Source organism: Blautia faecicola, assembly GCF_004123145.1.
Lineage (GTDB): Bacteria > Bacillota > Clostridia > Lachnospirales > Lachnospiraceae > Oliverpabstia > Oliverpabstia faecicola.
Genome location: NZ_SDKC01000001.1, coordinates 53,098 through 78,862, shown reverse-complemented (window position 1 = coordinate 78,862; position 25,765 = coordinate 53,098). Strand labels below are relative to the sequence as shown.

Sequence of the window (25,765 nt, the reverse complement as noted above, 5' to 3'; positions counted from 1 at the left end):
CTCCTTCCTACATTTCCACATATACAGCATTAAAGTTACAGTTATCTTTACAGGCACCACACTTGATACACAGATCGTTGTCGATCTGATGCGGATGCTTGATAGCTCCGGTAATCGCTCCTGCCGGACAGTTCTTCGCACATTTTCCACATCCGATACAGAATTCCGGATTGATATGGAACTTACGGAGTGCTGTACAGACTTTCGCACGGCATTTTTTATCCCGGATATGCTCTTCGTACTCATCCCTGAACCGGTTTAATGTACTGATGACCGGAAGCGGTGCACTCTTTCCAAGACCGCACAGAGCCATACTCTGTACCATGTGCGCCAGTTCTTCCAGCTCATCGAGATCTGACATCTCACCCTTGCCGTCTACGATCCGCTCCAGGATCTCCAGCATACGTTTGGTTCCCTCTCGGCACGGAACACATTTTCCACAGCTTTCACGCTGGGTAAAGTTCATAAAGAAACGGGCTACCTCTACCATACAGGTGTTTTCATCCATGACTACCAGTCCACCGGATCCCATGATGGCATCCAGTTTCTTTACCGAATCAAAGTCCAGAGGCGCATCCAGCTGATCCAGGATCAGACATCCGCCGGACGGTCCGCCGATCTGTACGCCCTTGAAAGCAGCACCACTCTTGAGTCCGCCGCCGATATCATAAATAATATGACGAAGTGTTGTTCCCATAGGCACTTCGATCAAACCGGTATTTTCAATGGCACCGGTCAGAGAGAATGTCTTTGTTCCCGGGCTTCCCTCGGTACCGATGGTACGGAACCAGTCTGCACCTTCCAGAATGATCTTCGGTACATTGGCATATGTTTCTACGTTATTCAGCACGGTCGGTTTTTCCCACAGACCTTTTTCAACGGTACGCGGTGGTTTTACACGCGGCATACCTCTGTTTCCTTCGATGGATGCCGTCAGAGCCGATCCCTCACCACATACAAAAGCACCTGCACCACGGTTGATATGCAGATGGAAGTTCACATCCGAACCAAGGATATGATCACCTAACAGACCATTTGCCTCTGCCTGTTCGATCGCCATGCGCAGACGTTTTACGGATAATGGATACTCTGCACGCACGTAGATATATCCGTCTTCTGCACCTACTGCATAAGCGGCGATGGTCATACCTTCGATCATCTTATACGGATCACCTTCCATTACAGAACCATCCATGAACGCACCCGGATCACCCTCATCACCGTTACACACCACATATCGTACTTTTTCTTTCTGACGGGCTACCTGTGACCATTTTTTTCCTGCAGGGAATCCCGCACCGCCACGTCCGCGAAGTCCTGATTTTGTAACTTCTTCGATAACATCCTGCGGGGTCATGGAGCCAAGTGCTTTGGCCAGTGCCTGATATCCACCGGCTGCGATATATTCGTCAATCGACTCTGCGTCGATCTTTCCACAGTTTTCCAGAACGATACGTGTCTGCTGATTCAGGAACGGAATATCGTCCGGATGCGGACAGACGGTCTCATGATCACGGTAGAACAGTCTCTCTACCGGCTGTCCTTCCAGGATCGTGCGCTCCACGATCTCTTTACAGTCTTCCGGCTGTACATGTACATACTGATAGTTATATGGTTCGATACGCATCAGAGGTCCCAGTTCACACAGACCCTGACAACCTGTTTTGATGACTCCGATATGTGGAACATCTTTCTGCATCTCCACGGTGACACCGTCGATATCACGACACAGGATTTCCATTTCTTCATAAATTTTCTGAGCACCGGATGCGATACAGCCGGTACCGGAACAGACAAGAACGCGACAGGTATACGATTTGATTTCTTCATTTACCTTTGCCTGTCTGTTTAACAGATCTTCACGGCAATTTATACTCATACGCTTTCTCCTCTCAATTCATTTAACAGCTCGATAGCTTTTTCCGGTGTCATCTTCGGATGTACTTCGTCATTCACGGTCAGAGTCGGCGCCAGTCCACAAGCCCCCAGACAGGATACGGTCTCTACGGTAAATAACATATCATCCGTTGTGTGTTTCTTATTACTGAGTCCCAGTTCTTTCATCAAAGCTTCTTTTACCGGCATGGATTTTCTTACATGACAGGCTGTTCCGTCACAGACCTTGATCACGTATTTTCCTTTCGGTTCAAAGGAAAAGTTTTCATAGAATGTCGCCACACTGTAGGCTTTTGCCTCTTTGACTCCGATTTCTTTTGCCACATAAGTAAGCAGTTCTCCCGGCAGATAACGATATTCTGCCTGAATATCCTGCATGATCGGAATCAGGGAAGCTGCCTTGCGGCCGTAGTGTTCGATAATCTCATCCGTTTTCTGGTAATAAGATTGATCCAGCATGTAGTTTCCTCCTTTCACTTCATTGCCCTTTTTTGATTTTCGATAACTTTCCGTACCTGCTCAGTTTCCCCTCTGAACAGTTTTGCGCGAATTGCAGTTTCAACCTCCATATCGCTGTCACTCGTTTTTGCATTTTGCACAGATGTCACTATCACCATTATACTTCATTTTATCATTTTGCACAATAAACATTTTGTTTTTCGCTTATTTGTTGTTATTTTAACGAACTTTTCTCATATAACGATATTTTTTATCAATATGTCGTGGTATTTTTTTTGTTCCTACTATATCTGGTATGTCAAATAGGAATATTAAATAAAAAAATGCCAATGTTTTTCCATGAATTTCTTCACAAAAGAACATTGGCATTCCTTTTTGTTATTTTTTAATGTTGAATATCTTCCCCTGTCATATCCGCAAAGCTGAACGGCGGCAGCACTTTATTGATTTCCGCAGATACTTCGTCATCATAATTATGGCGTACCCGGCTTTCCCGGTCGAACGTTATCGTCGGAACATCCTCCGGTGTGACTGCCGGCCATGGCAGGATCTCCGTTCCCGGTTCTCCTGTCCGTGCAAAATGCAACAGTGCCCCGAAGATTTCATCTTCGAGTTTCTCCGCCACCTCCGGGATTCCACAGGATTCCACCAGTTCGGTATTACCAAAGAAAAACGGGATATCCGCGCAGCGCCATGCGGTTTTTCCATGATGGAACGGGAATTCAAAAATAAAGTTATACAGATATGCTTTCCCGGATCCCTGTGCAAAAAGTTTTGCCACACGCACGGAGGCTTCCCGCATCGCACGGTCGATGGATAACAGCTCCAGCACATTTTTCTCCGGATATGCTTTTGTAAATGCAGTAATCACATCATCCGTATGATCCCCGTATACTTTTTCCACCGTTGCCCGTAGTTCGCTGTCAGAAATGATATAACAGAACAGGCTTCGAGACACCAAATAACCTCTTTGCTTTTTTGATTTTTGGAAAAGCATTGAGATTTCCTGAATGGAATTGAATGGATTTAGACTTGATAATTTGAATTCCTTAGATTTGAAATATAATGCTTTTTCACATAATATCTTGGTTTACCATTTTTGTCTGCGAACACTTTGCCGTTATTTCCGTTTTAGAAAAGTGACAAATTTCTGCACTTGACACTAGCCGATGCTCCTTCCTCTTGGTAAAATAATAAAGACAGTAACATTACACACAAACGCAGATTTGGGAGGGTTTTTACTATGGATTTTTCTGCAAAATGGATTACCGGGCCGGCGGCTGTTGACAGGGACAGTGAAGTCGCTCCTTATTTTTTCCGCAAACAGGTTACATTACCTGAAAATGTTGAACACGCAATGATCTATGCAACTGCACTGGGGATATACAGTATTTTTCTGGATCAGGAAAAAGTCTCTGATTCCTACTTTGCTCCGGGGTATACGGAGTACAATAACCGGCTGCAATATCAGAAATACGATGTGTCTTCTCTTCTGAAAGGGAAAAACAGCTTTGTTCTGACGGCCGAACTTGCCGATGGCTGGTATACCGGTCGGCTGGGGCTTTGTAACAACGAAAACTGCTACGGAGAGAAACGTGCGCTCCTGGCAGAGCTGCATCTCACGCTTTCCGACGGCAGCGAGCAGATCATCGGAACTGATGCTTCTTTTGAGGTGACCACGGATGGTCCGCGCAGACACGCCAGCTTCTTTGACGGTGAAGAATACGATGCCCGTATAAATATAGACAACGCTTCTTTTGTAAATGCCACGGAATATACCGGCACGGTTCCGCCTGCGCTTGTTCCGATACAGGGCGTTCCGGTCAGGCTGCATGAGCAGGTGAAACCAAAACGGATCTTTCAGGATCGGGACGGCATTACCCTTATTGATTTTGGCAGAAATATGGCAGGTATCGTAAAGATCGGACCATTTACCGCGAAGGAAGGACAGAAAGTCGTCATCCGTCACGGGGAACTGATCCAGAACGACAAACTGTACACTGGCAACCTGCGTACCGCAAAACAGACACTTACCTACATCTGCAAAGAGGGTGTCAACGAGTATCTGCCGGAATTCTGCTATATGGGATTTCAGTATATTTCCGTGGAGGGTATGGAGGTATCTGAAGAAAATATCTGTGCCTACGAAATGTATTCCGATATGGAAAGCATCGGTTCCTTCCACTGTTCGGACGAGCGGATTAATCAGTTACAGCGCAACATCGTCACCAGTCTGAAAGCAAACTTCGTCGATATCCCGACGGACTGCCCGCAGAGAGATGAGCGCTGCGGATGGACCGGCGATATTGCCGCATTTGCGCCAACTGCTGCATTTAACATGAATATTACAACCTTTATGAAAAAATGGCTGGCGGACCTTGCGATCGTTCAGAAAGAAGTCGGCGTAGTACCGTGGATCTGTCCGAGCAACAACTTTATCAATGACCGTACTTCTGATTTCTGGGCACAGAATTTTGATCAGTGTGATGCCCTCTGGGGTGACGCCGCAACACTTGTTCCGTGGGCAGTGTACCAATCTTCCGGAGATGTCTCGATTCTGGAACAGCAGTATGAGAGTATGAAAGCATGGGTGGAAACGGAAAAACAGCTGGCAGATATCGTAGAAGAAGACAGCCCCCGCTACATCTGGAAACACGGCATGCAGCTCGGCGACTGGCTGGCTCCGGGCAAAGACATCAACGACTGGATAGACTGTGCAAAATGGACTTCCACCGCATACTACGCACATTCTGCACAGATTGTGAGCAAAGCTGCTGCCATTCTCGGAAAAACAGAAGATGCCGCCGCCTATGACGCACTTTTCCACACGGTCTGCCAGGCGTTCCGCGATACTTTTGTCGAACCGGACGGACATATCACCGACGGTTTCCAGAGTATCTATGCACTTACGCTTCGTTTTGATCTGCTGCTCCCGGAACAGCGTCCGCGTGCGCTACGTGATCTGCTGGACGATATCCGCGCACGTGGCAATCATCTGGGAACCGGATTTGTCGGAACCGCAGAACTTCTCGCCGCTCTTTCCGATGAGGGAATGGTACAGGAAGCCTACGACCTCTTATTCCAGGATACCTGCCCGTCATGGCTCTATCCGATCCAGTGCGGCGCTACCTCCTCCTGGGAACGTTGGGACTCCCTGCTTCCGGACGGTACGATCAACCAGTCCGATGACGGTCCGCAGGATATGGTATCCTTTAACCACTATGCCTACGGCGCTGTCGGAAACTGGCTCTACACCTGCATCGGCGGACTCTCGATGGTGGAACCGGGATATAAAACCTTCCGTCTGGCACCTGTCATCGGCGAACAGCTGACATTTGCGGAAGTTTCCCACAAGTGCCCGTACGGAACGATTACCTGCCGCTGGGAGAAGGACGCTTCTGCCAAGCATGGATATACGCTGAAATTCCACGTTCCGGAACAGACCCGCGCAATCGTAACCTGCCCGGACGGAATCGAACGGGAATATACAGGCGGGGATTATGTGCTTTCCTGATACACAAACAGCAGAGATTTCTATCATGACAGCGTGAAACCTGTTCCAAGTTTTCCATATATTTCACACTGTCATCAAGAACCATACAAATATTGATATACCATGCAAAAAGAAGAACATTGCGACCGATACCAGTCCGCAATGTTCTTCTTTTTGCATTATATTTTCTTTATTTCATCCGTTTAATCTGTACCGCCATATACTCTCTTCCCGGCAGTTCCACTTTAAACTTGCCACTGAATACTCCGCGGTCTTCAATCGTCATGTTCCAGGTATCAATGACATTGACCTGGAATTTGCTCTCATCATCAAAATGATATTCCCGGAAAGACGGACGCATGAAGCTGTAATAGAACAGATAATAATCTTTCACCGGACTCTGTTTCTGTGTGCTCTCCTCCGGCGTTCCGCAAACCTCATCCCAGCCACATTTTTCATACGGGCAGAGACCGATTCCCGGTGTCTCACACATGATCTTATGCAGGAAAGCAAACCGTTTGTGACTCTCTCCGTGAAGCACACCGCCGTGAGACCACCAGAGAATGTCATTTTCATTCATATACGTTTCCCCATGTCCCGGATAAGCACCCCTGCAGACAGCTTCCCAGAAACGTCTCACCATTTCCTGTGGAGAAATATTTCCCCAGCCGTGCTGGATATTTCCTTCGTATGCGATTTCATCCAGTACGATCGGTTTTTTGTACCGTTCTCTCCACTCGTTGACATACTCGGAAGATTTGTACAGATCCTGTCTCTGGATACTGCAGTGTGTGATCCACGGTCTGCTGTGATCGTAGAACGGGATACAGTTGTGGATGGAACGCAGATGATTGTATGGATCTTTCTCACAGATGATCTTTGCGTAACGCTCCCAGTCTTCCACTGTTTTTTTCGGGAACAGATCATATTCATTTGCCAGTGCCCACCAGATGTTTCGGTATGCACAGAAACGCGCAATCACGTATTTCCAGTACAGGTCATCCTGCTCTTTCGTCATCTGGGAAAATCCCCAGCGGTCATACGGATGCATCACAATCAGATCCGCCTCGATGCCAAGGTCACGCAGCGCCAGGATGCATTTTTCAATATGCTGAAAATGTGCCGGATTGAATCTCTCAAAATCCCAGTGATTACCTTCGGTCTTTCCGGTATATTCCAGAAAGTTTTCTTTGGTCAGCACACTCGAATCCATCGGTGTTCCTTCATATGGATAAGAGCGCGGTTCCCCCAGGTTGTAATCATAATGTTTCGGGAACACGCAGAAACGAATCTTGTTAAACGCACTGTTTTTCAGTGTTTCCAGCGTCTGTGCGATCAGTTCGTCCGACTGTAACTCCCACACATAACAGGTTGTGCCGATGGAATAATAAGGCGTTCCGTCTTCGTAGGCAAAATGATAGGTATTTGCCACGCGAATCGATCCGTGGTTTCCCTCGCCCGCCGGTGTTACCTGAAACTCTCCGGTCAGAACTTCCCCGTCTACCGCACTTCCTGTCACTTCAAATGTATACGATTCCGCAAAAGACGGCATAAATCTTACTTTGTATACGCCTTCCCCGTCATAGAATCCGTCCACGGTCACTGTCTCATGTTTTCCGGTAAAGGTTCCGTGAATCTTATAATCTACAAATGGATTTTTGTCGGAATGACCGTCTGCGGTCACTTCCAGAACATCCCATTTTTCCACCTGTTTTTCATAATTGTATCTTCTCATATTCTTTCTCTTTTATTTAAATTTATGTTTATTTTATTTATTTTTTGTTTATATTTTAAACCTTTTCATTTTTATTTTCAACTTTTTCTGTAAATATATGTCTTTGCTCATTGTCCATAGAACTAAGAACGTGCCTCGGTACATCCTCGCGGAGCGTTTCTTACTTTACAGGAAATTGCTTTCCTGTAAAGTAAGAAAAAAGTTCAGCTTCCCACACGGAATCCGAACTTTTTCACTTACTGTTCTCTTTTATCTTTTCTTAACTGTTTCACCATCTACAAACACACAATTTGTATACAACTTACATTTTTCTTTTACCGGGTGTTCTATTTCCTTCAGTAACAACTGTATTGCCCAGTATGCTCTTTCTGTATGGGGGACACGGATACTTGTCATATCAATGCCTCCGGTGAGAAAACTTGGCAGAGCATCAATACCGATCAGACTCACATCTTCCGGAATACGAATATTCAATTCATTCATTGCCATAATCGTTCCCATGGAAACATGATAACTCTCCATAATATATGCCTGAGGCAGCTTTGCTGTTTTTAGATACTCTCGCATCATCTGATGAACTTCTTCTATACTGCTTCCCGTATTGATGATACGATCAGAAGCATCTCCCAGCCCCTTCTGTTTCATAATTTCCTGAAAACCTCTGCGCCGGCTCAGATAATTATACATCGGTAATGGATTACACAGATACTGAATATCTGTATTTCCTTTCGCTAGAAGTTCGTTCACTGCAAGTTCTACTCCCTGACGGTTATCGATCAGAATCACCGGATATTTTTCAATGTCCGGCGCCGCATCGTAAATCACCAACGGTTTTCGGATTCCGTCAAGCAACGGACTGTTTTCCTGTTTTAATTCCGTTCCGAAAATAATTACACCCGCCACATCATCCGCATTACATTCGGCAATCATGCGGGACTGATCTTCCTCCCTGAAATCTGCATACAGTAATCCAAGCGAATATCCATTTGCTTGCAGATTTTTCTCAAATACCTGATTCACATCTGTCCAGAGATCCAGCTCAGCTCCCTGTATATTTTTCATTCCATTTGTAATTTTGACAATCTTGATCTGCTGTCTTTTTCTTTGTTCCGGCTGTCTCGAAAACATTCCCGGCGGCACTACCCCATGCTCTTCCAGCTGTTTCTTACATGCGAGGACTTCCTGCCGTGTCTGTTCACTCACGCCCGGTTTTCCATTCAATGCCAGAGATACAGTGGATTTAGAGATGCCAAGTGCCCTGGCGATATCTATGGATTTTACATTCATGTAGAAGCCCCCTGTCTGTTCATCACAACGGTTTTTATAGTTCAGTTGACAACGGTTTATTTTAAACCTTTTAAACATTTTATCTCAAATCTGTTTTCTGTGCAAGGATATAATAATCAAAATTGGTCCACTGGACCAATTATTGATATGCACTGTAACAAAAAAGGAAAGTTGTGCCACAAGAATATTATCAACAACTTTCCTTTTTTTCAGTTTACATCTTTACATTTACCACACCAGATTCTTCACTCCAACTCCATACAACTCACACGCACACCCGTCTTTCATCTGTGGCCAGCGTTCCAGGAATCTTGGGGCGTCTTCTTTCAGGGGGTAGATCTTTACCTGCAATTCTTGTGGGAAATCAAAGTAGCGCAGGCTGATCTGTACCGGCTCGCCGGTGTAGTAGCTGTCGGTGAGCATCTCGCCATCCCGGAAAATCTCTATTTTGTCTCCGCCGAAGTCCAGAGAGAGTATCGTATCTCGCCAGGTTTCCGGTGAAGTTATTTTCAGGTTGTAGATCCGTGAATCCTCGCCAACAGTTCCTTCTGTCACGGTTACCCTGGTATCCTCCGCTTTTTCTCTTCTCCGATACAGGGTAAACTCGTGATCCAGACCACACGCTTCGAAACCATCCGGAAGAACCGAAAAATCTTTCAGTTTCGGATAACACCGGATCACCGTCTCCTTCCCTCCTTCTATGTGTAGCTTTCCATCTTCCTCCCACACATAGTCATCCGAAAGGATCAGATACTCCCGATCCAGCGTCACTGTCCACGCCTGCAGTGCACGTTCCCGGTCCAGATGAAGCACCGGAAAATGCTTTTCATCCTTCCACACAAATGCAGGATCCCAATCACCGTAAAATACCACGCACGATGTTCCGTCTTCTCCCCGCAGTCTGCAAAGCGGTGTTGCATTTGCCGAGAGCAGTTCCCCGTCTCCTTCCCGGAAATGATACGGGAAAAATCCATAGCTTCCCGGCAAAAGATCCAGCTTCGGAAACTCCACCGGTGCTTCTTTGCATCTGCCTTCCAGTGTCACACCGTTATGCGCATCCATCCGGCGTTTTCTCTGATAGTTATTAAAGAACACATACCCATGATCGTCATCATGCCGCCAGGACAGACGCAGCGTGTGCATGTCTTCCGGGTCCACACCCACCAGATCGATTTCCGCCGGAAGTGTCACCAGATCCTGTCCAAAGTCTTTCGCAAACAGTGCCAGCAGCTTAATCTCTTTATAAGTATCTGAGACCTGCCCGAACTGTCGGATCGGTGCACGGAAATCATAACTCAGTACCGATACATTATTCGGATATCCTGTAGCCTTACTCTCTTCCAGCGTAGAGAATTTTCCTTTGGGATTCGTTCCTCCGTGATACATATAGTACCCAAGCATCGCCACCCCGGAACCAAGTTTTGTCAGTGACATTGCTCCGATATCGGTTCCTACCGGAACCGGTCTTCGGTGCTCCGTAGGCTGCAGTCCGCCGCCAAGTTCTGCCGTAAGATAAGGAAATTCTGCCGGATCAAAGGTCAGCTGTTCCGAAACATGATGATCATTTGCCACCAGTGTATCGTTTCGGTTTCCGGTGAATACATAGTTCTCATTTGCTTCCAGTTCCGTCAACCTGCTGTCCCACGGTGCCTCACAGTACCCCGCCATCACCGGAAGCATACCGCCCGTCACCGCACCGCCCCAGCCGGTCGCTGTATACAATGGCACGCAAAAGCCAATCTCTTTTGCCATCTTCTGTAAGGTCCGCATATGCTGCTCACCGGCTTCTCCGGTCTGACCGCCTACATGACCATATTCATTTTCAATCTGGATCCCGATGACCGGTCCGCTGTCCTCATACATCTGCCCTTTTACCTGCTGATACAGCGCCTCCCAGTACCGTCTCGCCAGCGCAAGATACGCCGAATCATCGCAGCGAAGCGGGATCTGTTTTTCCAGCAGCCAGTCCGGAAATCCACCGTTTCGCACTTCTCCATGGCACCATGGTCCGATCCGCAGGAACACCGGAAGATCCAGTTTCTTACAGATAGCCAGAAACTTTCCAACATTCCGGCATCCGGTAAAATCATATACGCTTTCCTCTTCCTCATGATGGATCCAGAATGCATAGGTGGCAACTACCGTAACTCCGCCTGCTTTCATCTTCCGCAATGATTCCTCCCAAAGATCATCCCGGTAACGACTGTAGTGAAACTCTCCCATGACCGGGAACCAGGGTTTATCGTCTTTTATCAGATAGTTTTTGTTATATGTATATCCCATGGTATTTCCTCCTGATGATCGTTCTGCTTTTGTCTTTACTATACAGGACAAGAGATAGAAAAGAAATATGTGATGTTGCTTTTTGATGGAGAATGTTCCTGTATCCAACAGGTTTCATTCTTTACAAAAAAAGAATGTCACATAACATTTCGTGACATTCTCCCTTGCTTATGCTTTATAAAAATGTAATCTTAAACTCTTCATTGCTCAGACGCAGACTCGCACCCGGCACAAGTTCTTCTTGTCCGATCACCCGATGCCCATTTAAGAAAGTTCCATTTCTGGAGTTCTGATCTTCCACATATAAGCGGCCGTTTCGCAGATATAAGACCGCATGTACCCGTCCGATACTTGTATTATCCGTAATATAAACATCCACATTTTCACGGCTTCGCCCTACCCTGTTCACCTCTTTTTTCAGAAAGAACTGTTCCCTGGTTTCCTTGCGGATCAGACACGGATTCTTCATCGCTGCCGGAGCTGCTGTGTGCTGTGTGGCATTTGTATAGGATTGCAGATCTACCGTATCACCAAAATTCTGAATCGGCGCTGCATGAACCGGAATGGATACATTCTGCGCCGGAATCGCTGTCGCCGTTGTTGCCGTATTTTCCTGTTGTGGAACCACATCAGAACCGGGAATTGCTATCCCATGAAAACTTTTTGGTCTGTTCGGTGTTTCCTCTTTTGAAACAGCTGTACTCTTGGTTTTTTCTTTCTTCCCGAAGAGTCCTGTTTTCTGTGGTTTCTCTCCTTTTTCTTTTCTTCCGAAAATTCCCTTCTTTTCCTTTACCGGTGCTTCTTCTTTCTGCTGTTCCGGCTGTGACACATTATCAAACTCCTCCTGTTTTGTTCCCGGATAGGTTTTTGGAATATTTCCACCGGATACCGGTATCGAACTCTGGCTGTGGGTAAGGTTCGGATTCACATAATGTTGTGTATAACCACCGGCCGGTGCCGCTCCTGCATTCAACATCGTGGTTCCCGGATCATATGCCGTATCCTGCTGAACCGGCGGTATCTCCTGTACCTTCGGTGTCTGCTGTACCAGCGGAACTGTCAGAAGTTCCTCAGCCTCCCGCATTGGAGGTATCGGATTCTGTACCGGTACCCTTTGATTTTTCAGTTCGCGGATCAGTGTTTCAAATCCTGTCAGTGAAAATCCTTCCGTATCGTTAAAGTAATTCAGGATCTTCGTCACATACTAATTAAATGCTCCAATTATTCTGGACGCCGGCTCTGGATTGTCGATTATTTCCGCTTTGCTTAATGTCATTACTTTTTCAAAAGCCTATATATCATTCCTTCCATGCCTAAGCGCAATCATTTGACCCATGATTCTAAATTGGCAGTCAAACAGTGCAGTCTGTCCTAATTTTAAGCAAAGCACTTCCATAAAAATCAAAAAAGTTGTTAATCTCTGCTGACAATCAACTATAGTTCTAAGCCTATCGCAATTAGCAGCATGACCACTATAGCAGTTATTATTTTTTCTTACTTACTAACTAAAACTTCCCACACCGATATGGTGTGTTGAACCTTGAAAATTCAATATTTCAGCCAATAAAAAGGCATAAACCTGTTCACTTTGGTATAATGGAGTTGACTAGAAACCATCTTTACAAAGGAGATTTATGCCATGTCCAGTATACTACAAAACCATTTCGATGAGAACAACTTAATTGACTGTGTTCAGAGATTTTTTTCCAAACATCATGTCGGCAAACTTCTTGCCAAATGCAACGGAATGAAAGAAAAAGGTATTTCACCTGTTTCTCTGCTTCGTTACAAACTCAGCAACATTTTTGTCGGAAGAAGTATGTATATGCAGCAACGAACCGGCTCTTTTAAGGAAGATTTTTCTAAGAACACTTTTTACCGTTTCCTTAATTCTGCAAAAACAAACTGGCTCCGTTTTACTTCTCTTCTTGCAGCCGACATCGTCAACAATGACATTCGTGATCTGACAAATCAGGAAAGAAAAAATGTCTTCATTATTGATGACAGTCTTTTCAACCGTACCAGCTGTAAGAAAACAGAACTGGGTTCAAAAGTTTTTGACCACACAGATATGCATTTTAAAAAGGGCTTCCGGATGCTTACTTTAAGCTGGAGTGATGGAAATACACTAATTCCTGTGAACAGCTGTCTGTTAGCATCCGCAAAGGATACTAATATCATTGGCCCGGTAAAGGATTTTGATCACAGAACACTTGCAGGAAAAAGACGTAAGCTTGCTCAGACAAAAGCACCAGAGGCAATGATGACATTACTGGATACAGCCCTCAGTACAGGACTGAATGCAGACTATGTCCTGTTTGATTCCTGGTTTTCCAACCCGGCACAGATCACAGCCATTCATTCAAAGTGTATGGATGTGATTGCCATGATTAAGAAAAGTAGCCGGATCAAATATTCGTACTATGGTGAGCAGCTAAATATCAAAGAAATCTATTCCCGGAATAAAAAGCGTCGTGGCAGATCAAAATATCTGCTTTCTGTTGATGGCATGGTAGGAAAGGAAAATCCAATTCCGGCAAAAATCGTATGCGTAAGGAACAAAGCGAACCGCAAAGACTGGCTTGCTTTTATCTGTACAGATACGACTCTTTCAGAGAAAGAAATCATCCGCATTTATGGAAAACGCTGGCAGATCGAAGTTTTCTTCAAAACCTGTAAATCTATGCTGAACCTGATTGGGGAATGCCATAGTTTATCCTATGATGCACTGACAGCTCATGTAGCGATTGTGTTTACCCGATATACGTTACTAGCAATGGAACAACGCCAAAATGAAGATCAACGGACTCTTGGTGAATTGTTCTTCTTCCTTGTTGATGAAATGGCAGACATTACTTTCAGCAGGTCACTTGGTATCCTTATGAATGCTTTCATGGCAAGCCTTCAGGAAATCTTAAAGCTCAGCGATGAACAGCTGGCTGCTTTTACTGCTGATTTTGAAGCAAGACTGCCTGAATATCTGCGAACTGCACTCCATTCCAAGGCTGTAGCGGCATAAATCACTATTTTGTTAGCTCAAATATTGAATTTTCAAGGTGCGAATCCCATTTTAGGTATGGGAAGTCTTAGTAATTACTTTAATTTTCACTTTTATTTCCTCTATCTCACAATATTGAATACACTGATCACATCCACGTATCGAATGTTATCACCATCCTGTAACTGTACCGTACCGCTGATTCTCTTCTCGTTGACAAAAGTTCCATTCGTTGATCCGAGATCTGTCACAAAGAACTGTCCGTTTCTTCGCTGGATTACCGCATGCTGGCGGCTTACAGAACTGTTGTTGGTGATCACATAATCAGACATGCCCGCATTTTTACCAATCCGGAACTCGTCTTTGTCTACGGTAACACTCTGCTGTGTCTGTACAAAGTAAAGCACCCCTCTCGGCGGCATCTGTGACGCTGCCTGCTTTTGTGCCTGTTCCATAGACAGCATCGTGATTTCGCGTTCCGTATAACTGTTCTGCTGGTACACGGTTCTTACCGGAACCTCTGTAACGCTTTCTATCTGATCCGCTTCCCTTTTCTGACCACCGTTATACGCTTTTGCCATTGCATTCGTATTTTTAATCAGAATATTCATGGCGATATAAGCGCCAAGTCCGCATAAGAGCATACCGAAGATATGCCACATAAGAACGGTCATTCCGTTTTCCTGAAAATTCAGTCCGTAGCGCGGTGCATTTTCTGCCAGACGATTGCCCAGAGAATAGTACCAGATCAACGGATAGATTCCACAGGTTAATAGTCCAAATACTATATATTTCCATAATGCTCTGTCTTCCTGGATCATAAGCTGTCTCCTTTTTCATAACGGGCAGGGGCATTTTCATGCTCCTGCCCGCCTCTTTGCTTTTATCTGCGATGTTTTATTTCTCTTTGTCTTTCTTCCGTTTCACCAGTACAACGATCAGCCCTGCGATAGCAACGATGATCACGATCACGCTGACCAGTAACGGGGTGTTGTTGATAAACTGTACAAAGCTGTTCTGTGTTACCAGTACCCGGTAAGAAGCCGGCACCTGTGCATTGGTCTCCGGATCGTATACCTCTTTCGAGATATTACCGGCTTTGTCACACGATACCAGTTCGATGGTCTGATACTGGTTGCTGCTGGCAATATCTACCGGAAGTTCTCCGTTCAGCTGCGCAATCTCATCTTCCTCAAAACGTTTGAACAGTTCCCCGTCCAGATATACTTCCACATAAGCCAGGAAGATATTATCTTTCACATTCAGGGTGAACTCATGCACGTTTTCTTTATAACGGCCTCTGTCGGTCAGATTGGATACAACCATCGTCGGCGCGGTCTTATCTACGGTAAATGCAATCGTCTTTGCTTTTGTCTTGTTGGTGGTAGAGTTATGTGCCGCATCTTCAGAGTAGATATTGATCACATAATTGCCTTCCTCTTCAAAACAAGAAGCTTTGATCCGGTACAGATATTTCTTCCACTGTCCTTCTTCGCCGGATTTTGTGATGGTGTAATCTTCGCCTTCTTTCAGGGTAACGATTTTTCCATTCAGACTGTAGGTGATCTCGATCGTTGTCAGATCATCTACGTTAATCTCCGTGATTTCCAGATCCTGCGGTTTGTTTGTATATTTCTTGTCAACCAGCGCTTTTGTACCGCTGCCAAGTTCATAGGTAGAACCGTCACGGTTTACAGAGAATGTGATCGAAGATTTTGTCTCATTTCCTGCTTTATCGGTTGCTTTCGCAGTCAGCGTATAGATATCATCCATACCCTCCGGGAAATCCTTAAAGATGACATTCATGCCGGTTGCACTGCTTGAGATACTTGCCAGAGAATCAATCTTGATTTCTCCTTTATTGACACCCTTCAGTGTGATCTTTACGCCACTTGCAATAAAGTTCGTATCAGAGATACTGATCCGCGGGGCTACCATACCGTTGTTTGCCGATTTGTCTTTTACACCGGTGATCTTCACTTCCGGATTCTTCAGATCCACAGTAAATTTATCCTGTGCATAATCTGCGGCTTTGTTGTCCGCAAGATCCAGTCCGCTGACGGTAAAGGTATAATCTGCATCATGGTTAAATACCACATTGGCGGTATGTGTATCTCCACTGTTTGCCCATCCGCCGATGGAAGGTGCACCGCCTGCGGAAGCCGTCGTGGACACGGTAATCTTTGACGGGTCAAAGTTGTGTTCGGTTACGGTAATGGTCGCTGTTCTTGCCTCTTTGTAGTAATTGCCGTTCTGCGCACTGTTATTGTTATAAGAAACTTTGATAACCGGAACGGTCTTATCCACCGTAAATTCTTCCAGATTTTCGGTGTTGGATTTGTTTCCTGCAAGATCGGAACAGTCATAACTTACCGTATAATCACTGTCACCGGAGAACGTAACGGTTGCGGTATGGAGCTCTCCGTTATGGCTCCATCCGCTGATACTGTATCCGCCTCCCGTGGTGGAAGTTACTCTCGGCAGATAGGACTCATCGAAGTTTCTCTCATCTACCGTGATCGTCAGTGTCTTATCGTTTTTGTAATATTTTCCATTATGTATATCGCTCTTATCAAAGCTGAAACTTACAATTGGTGCTTTGTTATCAACTTTGAGCGTTTGCGGCTGTGATGTCACGCTGTTCGCTGACCAGTCTTCCGCGTACACACTGACTTTCACATCATTGGAATAGAACATATTCGGATCAATCGACACCTGACCGGTCCATACTTTCTGGTGTGCCGCCTTGGATAAACCGGTATTTTCATCTGCCAGTGTATTGCTTTCCACATATCCGGTCGTTCCGTTCTCGATCCGATAGGTGATCTTTTTCAATCCGGCATACGCGTCATTTACAATCGGATCTTCCACACGAATACTGAATCCCGGATGATCGCCTGCGCTGTAAACGCCTTTTCCCCATCCCGGACTGGTCGGTGTGATCGTAACAACCGGTACCGGACTGGTATTGTCAACAATGATTCCATCGGTACTGAAGTATTCTGTATTGCCCACTTTGTCAGTAACTTTTTCATATACTACAAGGTGCTGGTTTGCCGCATACGACAGACCGGAAACATACGAAGTCCAGTCCGTGCGGTTTTCCAGTTCTTCTCTTGTCAGTCCATCTGCTGATTTCAGATACTGTGTGGATTCCACTCCGGAAGTCGCATCCTGGCTTGCCATAGATACCCGCACATTGTTCTTTCCAAAGTATCCAAAGGTAATGGTTTCTATTAAACTGTTCCAGATCTGCGCCGATGATCCGTTATTCTCCAGATCTTCTGCTTTTACTTCTCCTTCCGGATTCTTACGGTCCAGTGTCACATGATGCGTAATCGGTTTTAACGAATTACCCGCCAGGTCTGTGCAGGTATAGGTGATTTTATAATTTGCATCCACTGCGATCTCCGGAAGTGTGAGCGTATATTTTCTGCCCTCATCCGTATTGCTCTCTGTCCATCTTTCCTGTGTTTTGACCGCCTTCGTTACAGCATTTTTATAATCTGTAATATCAACTGCAGCCCCGGTACTGTCTGTCACTTCCACAGAGATGTCTGCAAATTCAGCTGAGAAGTTTTCTTCGATCAGAACAGCCGTAATACCGATCGTACCGTTGTCACCTGCTGTTGCATTGTTCGCTGCAAACCAGTCATATTTCGGATCCAGTGCAAGCTGGGTTTCTGTGTTGTTTTGTTTGGCTGTGTAAGTAAGATCAAGGGTTGGTGCTACGGTGTCGATGATAAATTCGAATCCGATGTTATTATTTTCATCAATGTCTCCAGCATCATACCCCGTATTCCCTGCTGCATCCGTTGCAATTGTCTTTACTTTATATTTACCATCTTTATTAAATACAATACTAAAATCATACTTTGTCTGATCCGTTGTTTTGGTAATATCCGGCAGTTCATCTTTTGTTATTTCTTTGATACCGAGACTCTCTTTATTTTTCTTCAGTTCATCAAACGAATAAGCTTTTCCGTTAATGCAAACTTTTATGTCTGTTAAAAAGCGTTCCGTCACTGTGACGGTATAAGTCACATCGCTGTTTGCATATTTTTCATTTCGGAAACAATGTTCGTTATTTTCATTCAGATTTTTCTGTGTATATTGGGCTTCAACTGTCGGTGGCTTAGAATCAATAACCAGGGTATGGACTGCATCGTTTTCCATAGTATTTCCTGCATTATCTTTCGTCTCACTGGCTGGTGCAATAACCGTAATCACCTGAGAGCTATCTTTATCACTTTCAAAGTACAGATCCTCTTCGATTTTGCGATAATTGTTCAGCTTTTCGAGTGTTACATTCTTAGGAAATTGTTTATCTTCTGGATAGGAAACGAATTCGTTTGTGGTCTTGTTACCTTTTCCATCGATATTAGACACCTGATATCCCATCTGTGTGAGTCCTGAGTAAACAGATCCACTTTCATATGCTTGCATATGCAAAGTGACATTTCCCGTATAATAGACCACATCTTTATCCTCATATTTGCCATTTTTACCATCATCATTTTTCTCTGGGGTCTCTTTGTAGGTTACTGAAATATCTTGTGTGTTATTTTCCAGAACGACACCGTTAGATCCGTAGATTTTTACATTTCCTACATTATCTTCTGCTTTTACAAAGACAATATAATTGTTACATTCGAGGTCCTCTCCCCCTTTCAATTTTCCAATATTTTTAATTGTCCATGAGTTTTCTTTTCCAGATGTTTTTAATCCTTCCCCACTCTCGAACTTCACTTTACTTAGCGCAGTTTCATAGTCCTCTTCCGTTGTCAACAATTCCCAATAGTGATTTTTATCCTCAGAAGTATTTACTACAAGGTAAGACATTTCATTCACACCTGATTGCGTATCACTGAGTGTCACATTTGCTTCTATTGTATCTTTTTTATAAAATCCAAAAGTAACTGCTTGTTCTATGTTACGAACTACATTTTTTGTATCTTTATCAAACGTAATGCCACATTCTGGAGGCTCTGCATCGTATATAAATTGAAGTTTAAAGTCCTGCGTTTTTGCAAGAACCTTTCCACTTTCATCCTCTTTTGTCAGATAAAAAGAACGGTTGATGTCGTTATTTTCCTTCATTTCCAGACCGGAATCCGTGACATCCGTTTTATCGTCTCCATTGACCCAGTAAACCCTGTTGTATCCACCAGTTTTAGAAAACTGAACCGTTGCATTCTTTCCATTTTCATTCTTTCCATAGTAACGCTTTCCACCTGCTTCATATGCATGGGTACTATTAATGTTATCAACAGACAGATACCCAGCAGCGTCTTTTTCTCCTGTAATTTCCAGTGTTCCGGTTGCTGTCAGATCAAATTTGTAGTTGTTTGTCGGATTTGTTATCTGATCTTCTTCCTGCAACACTAAAGCGCCTGTATGTTTACCGTATTCTGCCGTATCCTTTTCCTTTACATTTTCCTCTGTCAGATCCGTAGCTGTTGTATCCACTACCTTCGGAAACTTAAAACCTTCTACCTTTAATGTGTTTTCATCCTGTCCGTTCACAAAACCGGTTGCAAAAACCAGATTCAGGTCTTTCAGATCTTTCCCCTCTGTCTCCTCTTCGTTTTCATACACATATTTCAGATCACGGAATCCTCTGCTTACACCTCGCACACCAAGCTTCAGTGTGCGTTTCTGAATCGTCAGCGGAACCTCCATTTCCACTTCCTCGATCTTATAATTTGTTTTCAGATCTTCCCGCAAATTTGATACCGTACTGAGATTTTTCGGAGCAAACGTCATATTCTGTTTCTCTTCCTCACCCTGAACATTTTTCAGTTTGCTGTCATAGCCTCCAAAAACAATCTCCTGAAATAATTTAATCTCGTCTTTTGTTTCCGTTGTCGGAGTTATACCTTTTACTTGTGCATCTACTAACGTTGCTTTTACATCTACCGTTGATGTGCCATCGTAGATTTTCACATCTTCAACCGCATTTTCCAGATTTGCTTTTCCAGGCGCAAAAACATGAACACTTCCTTCTTTCACAGCTAGTGGATACGGTTTTACTTTTACATAGATTGTTTTTGTAAACGTATAACTTTCTGTTTCTGCATCAATTGTTACCGGAATCTCTTCATCTGAAACTTTAAGCGGTGTAATTGTCAGTGTTCTCTCCTCCGGATTCGAAGTTACACTGATATTTGAATCCGCTGTATAGTTAATATTAATAGAACTAAAAGGTTCCTCAATATTATCCGTTTTATGTTGTAATTTGATCGTAAGTTCTGTAGCATCCGTTCCATAAGTCAGTTCTAACTGTTCAACAGGACTGTTTTCTCTGTCAAACTCCATAGTTCCTTCTTCCTTATTCGGCCTATATGTATCAGAATTCTTACAGTCTTTATATACCTCATCTCCTGCAAAACTTCCGGTCACCTCAACTGTGCTCTGATAACTATTTAAGGTAATTTCCGCAGTTGTCACACCTTCTTCATTTGTCAGTTCCGGGCACGTTCCTGTTATCTGATTGTTCTTTCCGTCTATATACTGATATTGAATCTGTTTTCCCGCAACTGCCTGTCCGTTAGAAGTCAGTTTAAAAGTAACTTTTACCGGAGTGCCCCATGACTGTAACTCATTACTACACGTCACCTCAAGATTTGTGTCTTTCCGGATAACATCTATCTGTTTTCTTGCAATCTCATTTCCCTTTGCTTTGGCTATAAGGGTAAATGCTGTTTCATTTCCATTTGCTGCTTTAATTACACAGCTTGTATTCGTATTCTTACCATCTGAAAATTCCGCTTTTGCAGTGTTATCTTCAATTACCCATTCGTCAATATATGATCCCCATGTTCCCTGTACAGAAAAGGAATTTGTATCCTCTGCATATACACTGTCTGCTCCTGAGATGCTGTTCTCACTTGTATTCACACTGAAACTCTGAATTTCCAGCGCCATTGTATGCGTTTCATCATCAAAATCCGCTTCTGATGTAGACACAGTATATAATTGTTTTGTATCCGTGATTATAATATTGCTGATATCAGAAATTTTAGAATACAAAATCTCTGTAGTTTTTGTTGTTCCCAGATCTTCTTTCGCAATACTGATACTTCCTATTTCCTGATCATTTCTGTCCGTAAATTCCAGATTCAGACCATCAAAAATCAGATCCTCTGTCGATACACCATCCCCCAGGGTTACATTCACCGAAAGCTTCGGCTCCTCCGTTGCCTGTACCGTATACGGACTTGCCGTCATACAGGTAGAAAAGGCGAAGACCACTGCCAGGAAAAATGCCAGTACCCTCTTAATTTTCTTTGTTTTCACTTTTCTTTTCCTTCCTTTCACTTAGTGTCATATATCTGTAAACTCTGCCATTTACCATCATGTGCAGATAAAAAGTGAATACCATAACAGCCAGAACCACCAGAAGAAGCCCCTCCGGGATGTTTCCCGTCAGATTGTTCACGATGGTGATGACCATTGACAGTAACAGAATCGGATCCACAATCCGTGCTGCCTTGGTTCGAAAGAATCCAAAGATTCCCGGAACCTTCTTCTGTTTCCACTCCCGGTAACCGGCATCTCCTGACAGGTTCCTCCGACAGATTTCAAAAAGAACTGTCCCCGCCAGAAGCGATGCCCAGAAGATTCCTCCAAGTGCATACCCCGCAGTCGTCATTTCATTTTCTCCATTGATTGCAAACGGCTCCAGAAAAAGGGAGCAGGCATGAAGTCCGAAACAAAGGAGCGATAATCTCATATATTTTAAAGTTTTCCGTTTTCTCTTTCTCATATCCCGATTACCTCATCCGTATGAATCTCCACGAGACTCCGTATCACCACGAAGTCCACATCATGGTGTAATACATCCGTCTCCGGTTCGCCCACTTCTAAAGAAACCGTTTCGAGTACTTCTGTCTCGCCTTCTGCCACAGTTCTGTCCAGCATCTCTGTTTCTTCTTCTCTCATCGGCATCAGAGTTGGCGTTGGTATGTCATCGTGTGTGACCAGCCGGACCGGTGTGTCATTTTCTCCGATCAGATCGCTGTAGATCTGTTTTTTCTGCCCGGCTTCGATTTCCGGCCGCTTTGTGTCTGTCTTTCTTTTTGTTTTTTTAGCGGTCTTTTTCCTCACGGTCGGTGTCTGCCCGCTGACCATTTCCTCCACTGCTTTCCGCGCAGTTCTTCCAGTCAGTTCACCGAAGACCTGCGGAATTCGCAATGCGAAGAATAAAATGATGGCAATTGCCAAAAAAACCAGTGCCGCAATTCCGCAGTACAGAAAAATATTTCTGTAAAAGACGTATTTCTCTTCAAATCCCTGCACAGCTGTTGCTACTACTGTCATCATTCCTCACCTCCTTCAGAAGGTGTTACCGCATTTGCCGCAAACATTGCCTGAATCTGCTTTTCTCCGAGAACGGCAGCATCCAGAATATTTTCTTTCAGTTCCTTTGCCACCGGATTGTCTGTCACGTCCGCCGCATTTACCGCTTCCGTGATCCGGTCAAGTGCTTCTTGCATCTTATTCTGTGTAAGACCTGCTTCCCGGAATGCATCATAATGGGTACAAATCTGATATACGATCTCGTTGTACAGACGAAGTTCTGTGATCACATTATCCTGTCCCGCGATATCATCACTCATCAGAGCCATCAGATCTTCCCAGTAATCTTTATAGGAAACCTGCGCGTCCCCCGCCTGGTTTGTCTGTCCGATCTTACTGTTATACGCACTGATCTTACCCAGAATATCCGATCTCGTCTTCCATGCGGTCTTCTTATCTTCATCCTCGCCGAGATCCAGACTGTTCAGATCTGCCTTGCTTACGATATCAAACCAACCTCCGGCAGATGCTTTGTTCTGTCCGGTTCCTTCCGTATAGTAATAGAGCATGCCCATGTTATAGGCAAACCGTACATATCCCGCCTCATTTTTCTGAAACAGTGTTTTATTGTCTTTCGTTCTTCCGTTGTCCCGGGAACTTAATATAGAAAGAATGTAGCTTTCCTCCTCGGAGGTGAATGTATTGTCTTCCCCGACGGCATTCACCAGTCCCAGCCACGCATCTTCCGCTTCCGGATTCAGCGCAATCGCTTTTTTATAACAGATGAGTTTCTCCTGTGTCGATGCTGTCTGTGCGCTCTCCACATAGTAGTCGTACCCGGATGTCTCTGTGTTCTTTGCCAGTGCCGCGCCGGTCAGAGATCCTGCTCCCAGCACAGCCGCCAGTGCCAGACTTGCAGAAAATGCAAGCATCTTGTTTTTCAGTTTCCGTCTGTACGGCAGTCCCAGTTCTTCCGGGTGTTCCAGATCATATTGCAGCTGTGCACAGTTCTGATACCGCTGTTCCGGCTCCTGCTGTGTACATTTGGTAAGAATCATTTCAAGTCCGAGCAGTTCATTGCGGAATTCTCTCGGCGTCTCCTCCAGAAGCGTTGTCCGGCACTGCGTGATCGGCAGAAAATGAAACGGCGATTCCGCCGGGTTCCGTCCGGTAATCAGATGATGCAGTGTTGCTCCCAGACAGTAAATGTCGCTCTGTGGACGGGCTTTTCCCTTGTGATTCTGACTTCCATACTGTTCCGGTGCCGCATAACCGGGCGTTCCGAGACTCGTGGTATCTTCTATATTTTCTATTTTAAATTCTCTTGCAGTACCAAAATCGATCAGTGTGATCTCACCGTTCGGCCGCAACATAATGTTCGATGGTTTCAGGTCACGGTACACAATCGGCTGTTCCCTCGTATGCAGGTAATTCAGCACATCGCACAGCTGAATCCCCCAGGAGAGCACATCTTCAATCCCGATCGGCAGTCCGGTCTGTTCCATGCTTTCTTTCAGGACTTTATTCAGAGATTTTCCCTCAATATAGTCCATAACAATAAGGAACGTATCCTCATCATCAATAACATCGATGATACTTGGCAAATATTTGTGATTCAGTTTCTTTAACGTATCGGTTTCCGCGATCAGTCCCTGTTTGACTGTGGCAAAATCCTGTACACCGTCTTTTCTGACCTCTTTGATCGCCCATGTCTTATTGGCGCGTTCATTCAATGCCAGATATACAACACTCATTCCACCCTGACCGATCTGGTTCAGTATCTTGTATTTTCCATCTATGACGGATCCTATTTCCAGCATCTTCACCCCTCCTGCACAGCCTTGATCGCAACAGCAGAGATATTATCCATCTCCCTTCTGGACTTCACCAGTTCTGTCAGATATACAAGCCGTTCTTTCATTCTTTCCTCATTCACCAATCCGGAAGGATTTAACTGCATAAATAACTCCTGTTCACTGATCTCATGCCGGAATCCATCACTGCACAAAAGGAAAAGGGTTCCCGGCAAAACAGTTCCCCGGTAAAAATCAGGAAGAACCTCCTCCGATGCTCCGATACACTGTAACAAAACATTTCTCTGCGGATGTCTTTCCGCATCCTCCGGACGAACCCGTCCCAGATCAATCTGCTGCTGCACCAGGCTCTGATCTTTCGTCAGCTGATATACCTGATTGCTGATCGCATACGCCCTGGAATCTCCAACATTCATGATAAAATATTCATTTTTTATCATGAGCAGCGCAACAATCGTAGTCCCCATCCGCTTACCGGTTCCTTCCACATACTGTGCCAGCTGCAGATTCAGTACATTCGCAGTTCCATACCAGTTATTTTTTACTTTTTCCAGAATCTCCTCAACATCCGTGACCTGCCGGAGTATCTGAGGAAAATCTGTCTCAAACCATTGCTCCATCGCACGTATCACGGCGGCACTGGCTAATTCTCCGTTTGCCAATCCGCCCATACCATCACACAAAACACAGAAAAATACTCTTCCAAGTTTTGTCTGTGCTTCTTTTATCATGTAAGAATCCTGATTTGTCTTTTTTTTGATCCCTACATCCGTATGATCTGCCATAAGATATCTCATATTCTTATCCTTTGTATCTTCCTTTCTCCTGTTTCTTCTATATTCAGGTATCTGTTTCGACTTCTTTATATTATCATGTTTAATCAATTATTATTTAAATTATATCAGATTAAGCATTATATCTTTAAGGATTTTCCCATGCTTTTATCCGACAGGTAAATTTTATTTATTTTTTATATTTATTAACCCTTTCCGAATATCCTGTTTAATAAATGATAATACTATCAATGTCGTGTCAAATCTGACATTTAAGTTTTTGTATGGTGTAAAATATAGCTACTTGCTTCTAATATTCGGATATTTACTTCTTCAATCGGATATCTGTCATATTAAATGCTATATTTATATTTGGGTTATGTATGGAGGTGATACACTGATATGCAAGAAGAAGACTTTGCCAAACGACTTAGTGCTCTTCGACAGGAAAAAGGAGCCTCTGCCAGAGATATGAGTCTTTCACTTGGACAAAATGCAGGGTACATCAACAATATTGAAAACGGACATAATTTACCTTCTATGACAGTTTTTTTCTACATCTGTGAATATTTGGGAATTACTCCAAAAGAATTTTTTGATTATGACAATGAATCGCCGGATACTACACGGCAATTATTGGAAGCATTGACTAAAATAGATAAAGAGACCCTTGCTCATTTAACAGCTATTATACTGGCTCTCTCTAAAAAATAAATGATTTTTACT

General features: G+C 44.3%; 16 protein-coding genes. 3 read left to right on the top strand and 13 right to left on the bottom strand.

Annotated elements, in window-relative coordinates; translation table 11 throughout:
- Positions 1-7: 7 nt before the first annotated feature.
- The 3 genes from ETP43_RS00280 to ETP43_RS00270 form a co-directional block, all read right to left on the bottom strand.
- Positions 8-1,879 carry an NADH-quinone oxidoreductase subunit NuoF gene (locus ETP43_RS00280; protein ID WP_129256716.1) on the bottom strand — a complete coding sequence of 624 codons (1,872 nt, stop codon included), beginning with the start codon at positions 1,877-1,879 and terminating at the stop codon, positions 8-10.
- Entirely contained in the window at positions 1,876-2,355 is a 480-nt protein-coding gene (locus ETP43_RS00275) for a complex I 24 kDa subunit family protein (protein ID WP_022399207.1), read from the bottom strand. Before ETP43_RS00275 ends, ETP43_RS00280 begins: the two co-directional genes overlap by 4 nt.
- A 385-nt stretch (positions 2,356-2,740) precedes the next feature.
- The gene (locus tag ETP43_RS00270) at positions 2,741-3,352 is read right to left on the bottom strand and encodes a carboxylesterase family protein (RefSeq protein ID WP_129256715.1); all 612 of its coding nucleotides are present in this window, start codon (positions 3,350-3,352) and stop codon (positions 2,741-2,743) included.
- Between the two features lie 246 nt (positions 3,353-3,598).
- On the opposite strand from ETP43_RS00270, the gene ETP43_RS00265 reads away from it, so the two are divergent.
- Positions 3,599-5,869, top strand: coding sequence for an alpha-L-rhamnosidase (locus ETP43_RS00265; protein ID WP_129256714.1), 2,271 nt, complete (start codon positions 3,599-3,601; stop codon positions 5,867-5,869).
- Between the two features lie 169 nt (positions 5,870-6,038).
- Here ETP43_RS00265 and ETP43_RS00260 read toward each other — a convergent pair whose 3' ends face one another.
- The 4 genes from ETP43_RS00260 to ETP43_RS00245 all read right to left on the bottom strand — a co-directional run bounded on the left by ETP43_RS00260 (position 6,039) and on the right by ETP43_RS00245 (position 12,354).
- Positions 6,039-7,583, bottom strand: coding sequence for a DUF5605 domain-containing protein (locus tag ETP43_RS00260; RefSeq protein WP_129256713.1), 1,545 nt, complete (start codon positions 7,581-7,583; stop codon positions 6,039-6,041).
- Positions 7,584-7,832: 249 nt separating this feature from the next.
- Positions 7,833-8,870 (bottom strand): LacI family DNA-binding transcriptional regulator, encoded by a 1,038-nt coding sequence (locus ETP43_RS00255; RefSeq protein WP_118634564.1) that lies wholly within the window; start codon positions 8,868-8,870, stop codon positions 7,833-7,835.
- Positions 8,871-9,098: 228 nt separating this feature from the next.
- Complete coding sequence (locus tag ETP43_RS00250; protein WP_129256712.1) at positions 9,099-11,153, bottom strand: beta-galactosidase; 2,055 nt, start codon at positions 11,151-11,153, stop codon at positions 9,099-9,101.
- Between the two features lie 175 nt (positions 11,154-11,328).
- Entirely contained in the window at positions 11,329-12,354 is a 1,026-nt protein-coding gene (locus ETP43_RS00245) for an FHA domain-containing protein (RefSeq protein ID WP_243114138.1), read from the bottom strand.
- 438 nt (positions 12,355-12,792) lie between these two features.
- On the opposite strand from ETP43_RS00245, the gene ETP43_RS00240 reads away from it, so the two are divergent.
- A complete protein-coding gene (locus tag ETP43_RS00240) occupies positions 12,793-14,172 on the top strand; it encodes an IS4 family transposase (RefSeq protein WP_129256711.1) in 1,380 nt (459 codons plus the stop codon).
- A 101-nt stretch (positions 14,173-14,273) separates the two neighbouring features.
- Here the strand turns inward: ETP43_RS00240 and ETP43_RS16960 are convergent, their stop codons facing one another.
- The 6 genes from ETP43_RS16960 to ETP43_RS00210 all read right to left on the bottom strand — a co-directional run bounded on the left by ETP43_RS16960 (position 14,274) and on the right by ETP43_RS00210 (position 25,051).
- Positions 14,274-14,972 (bottom strand): FHA domain-containing protein, encoded by a 699-nt coding sequence (locus ETP43_RS16960; RefSeq protein WP_164979533.1) that lies wholly within the window; start codon positions 14,970-14,972, stop codon positions 14,274-14,276.
- A gap of 76 nt (positions 14,973-15,048) precedes the next feature.
- Entirely contained in the window at positions 15,049-21,450 is a 6,402-nt protein-coding gene (locus ETP43_RS00230) for an Ig-like domain-containing protein (RefSeq protein WP_129256710.1), read from the bottom strand.
- Positions 21,431-21,886, bottom strand: a complete 456-nt coding sequence (locus tag ETP43_RS00225) for a hypothetical protein (protein ID WP_129256709.1) — start codon at positions 21,884-21,886, stop codon at positions 21,431-21,433. Before ETP43_RS00225 ends, ETP43_RS00230 begins: the two co-directional genes overlap by 20 nt.
- A gap of 29 nt (positions 21,887-21,915) precedes the next feature.
- Positions 21,916-22,476 (bottom strand): hypothetical protein, encoded by a 561-nt coding sequence (locus tag ETP43_RS00220; RefSeq protein WP_129256708.1) that lies wholly within the window; start codon positions 22,474-22,476, stop codon positions 21,916-21,918.
- Positions 22,473-24,272 carry a serine/threonine protein kinase gene (locus ETP43_RS00215; protein ID WP_129256707.1) on the bottom strand — a complete coding sequence of 600 codons (1,800 nt, stop codon included), beginning with the start codon at positions 24,270-24,272 and terminating at the stop codon, positions 22,473-22,475. Before ETP43_RS00215 ends, ETP43_RS00220 begins: the two co-directional genes overlap by 4 nt.
- Positions 24,273-24,274: 2 nt before the next feature.
- Positions 24,275-25,051: a PP2C family protein-serine/threonine phosphatase gene (locus tag ETP43_RS00210; protein WP_243114137.1), complete on the bottom strand. Its 777-nt coding sequence runs from the start codon at positions 25,049-25,051 to the stop codon at positions 24,275-24,277.
- A gap of 390 nt (positions 25,052-25,441) precedes the next feature.
- On the opposite strand from ETP43_RS00210, the gene ETP43_RS00205 reads away from it, so the two are divergent.
- On the top strand, positions 25,442-25,753 hold the full coding sequence (locus ETP43_RS00205; RefSeq protein WP_129256705.1) for a helix-turn-helix domain-containing protein: 312 nt from the start codon (positions 25,442-25,444) through the stop codon (positions 25,751-25,753).
- Positions 25,754-25,765: the final 12 nt, after the last annotated feature.

Excerpts from the sequence above, each read along its gene's own strand:
- ETP43_RS00215 (WP_129256707.1), bottom strand. The coding sequence starts at position 24,272 with ATGCTGGAAATAGGATCCGTCATAGATGGAAAATACAAGATACTGAAC.
- ETP43_RS00260 (WP_129256713.1), bottom strand. The coding sequence starts at position 7,583 with ATGAGAAGATACAATTATGAAAAACAGGTGGAAAAATGGGATGTTCTG.
- ETP43_RS00255 (WP_118634564.1), bottom strand. The coding sequence starts at position 8,870 with ATGAATGTAAAATCCATAGATATCGCCAGGGCACTTGGCATCTCTAAA.
- ETP43_RS00225 (WP_129256709.1), bottom strand. The coding sequence starts at position 21,886 with ATGAGATTATCGCTCCTTTGTTTCGGACTTCATGCCTGCTCCCTTTTT.
- ETP43_RS16960 (WP_164979533.1), bottom strand. The coding sequence starts at position 14,972 with ATGATCCAGGAAGACAGAGCATTATGGAAATATATAGTATTTGGACTA.
- ETP43_RS00250 (WP_129256712.1), bottom strand. The coding sequence starts at position 11,153 with ATGGGATATACATATAACAAAAACTATCTGATAAAAGACGATAAACCC.
- ETP43_RS00220 (WP_129256708.1), bottom strand. The coding sequence starts at position 22,476 with ATGATGACAGTAGTAGCAACAGCTGTGCAGGGATTTGAAGAGAAATAC.
- ETP43_RS00275 (WP_022399207.1), bottom strand. The coding sequence starts at position 2,355 with ATGCTGGATCAATCTTATTACCAGAAAACGGATGAGATTATCGAACAC.
- ETP43_RS00265 (WP_129256714.1), top strand. The coding sequence starts at position 3,599 with ATGGATTTTTCTGCAAAATGGATTACCGGGCCGGCGGCTGTTGACAGG.
- ETP43_RS00280 (WP_129256716.1), bottom strand. The coding sequence starts at position 1,879 with ATGAGTATAAATTGCCGTGAAGATCTGTTAAACAGACAGGCAAAGGTA.
- ETP43_RS00240 (WP_129256711.1), top strand. The coding sequence starts at position 12,793 with ATGTCCAGTATACTACAAAACCATTTCGATGAGAACAACTTAATTGAC.
- ETP43_RS00210 (WP_243114137.1), bottom strand. The coding sequence starts at position 25,051 with ATGGCAGATCATACGGATGTAGGGATCAAAAAAAAGACAAATCAGGAT.
- ETP43_RS00205 (WP_129256705.1), top strand. The coding sequence starts at position 25,442 with ATGCAAGAAGAAGACTTTGCCAAACGACTTAGTGCTCTTCGACAGGAA.
- ETP43_RS00270 (WP_129256715.1), bottom strand. The coding sequence starts at position 3,352 with ATGCTTTTCCAAAAATCAAAAAAGCAAAGAGGTTATTTGGTGTCTCGA.